Source organism: Bradyrhizobium sp. Kon56, from assembly GCF_055807635.1.
On record NZ_JBVVOU010000612.1, the window covers coordinates 1 to 239 of the forward strand.

The 239-nt window shown below is 68.6% G+C and carries 1 protein-coding gene; it reads right to left on the reverse strand.

Annotated elements, in window-relative coordinates; all coding sequences use genetic code 11:
• The coding region (locus AC0L3B_RS40250; protein ID WP_473383620.1) for a molybdopterin dinucleotide binding domain-containing protein at nt 1-239 on the reverse strand (239 nt) is incomplete at both ends.

Here is a 239-nt window from a genome sequence, read left to right on the forward strand (position 1 = left end):
CGAGGCCACGCGGCGGCCGGTCGCGGCCGCGAGTCTCGACGCGGACACGGATGAAGCCGCGGCGGGAGACCACCTTCACCTCGTCGCCGCGGCGGATCTTCGCCTCCTGCGCGTCGTCAGGATGCATGAAGCACACGGCCTCGGGGAACGCCTTATAGAGTTCGGGCACCCGGCGCGTCATGGTGCCGGAATGCCAATGCTCCAGCACGCGACCGGTCGACAGCCAGAACGGATATTCG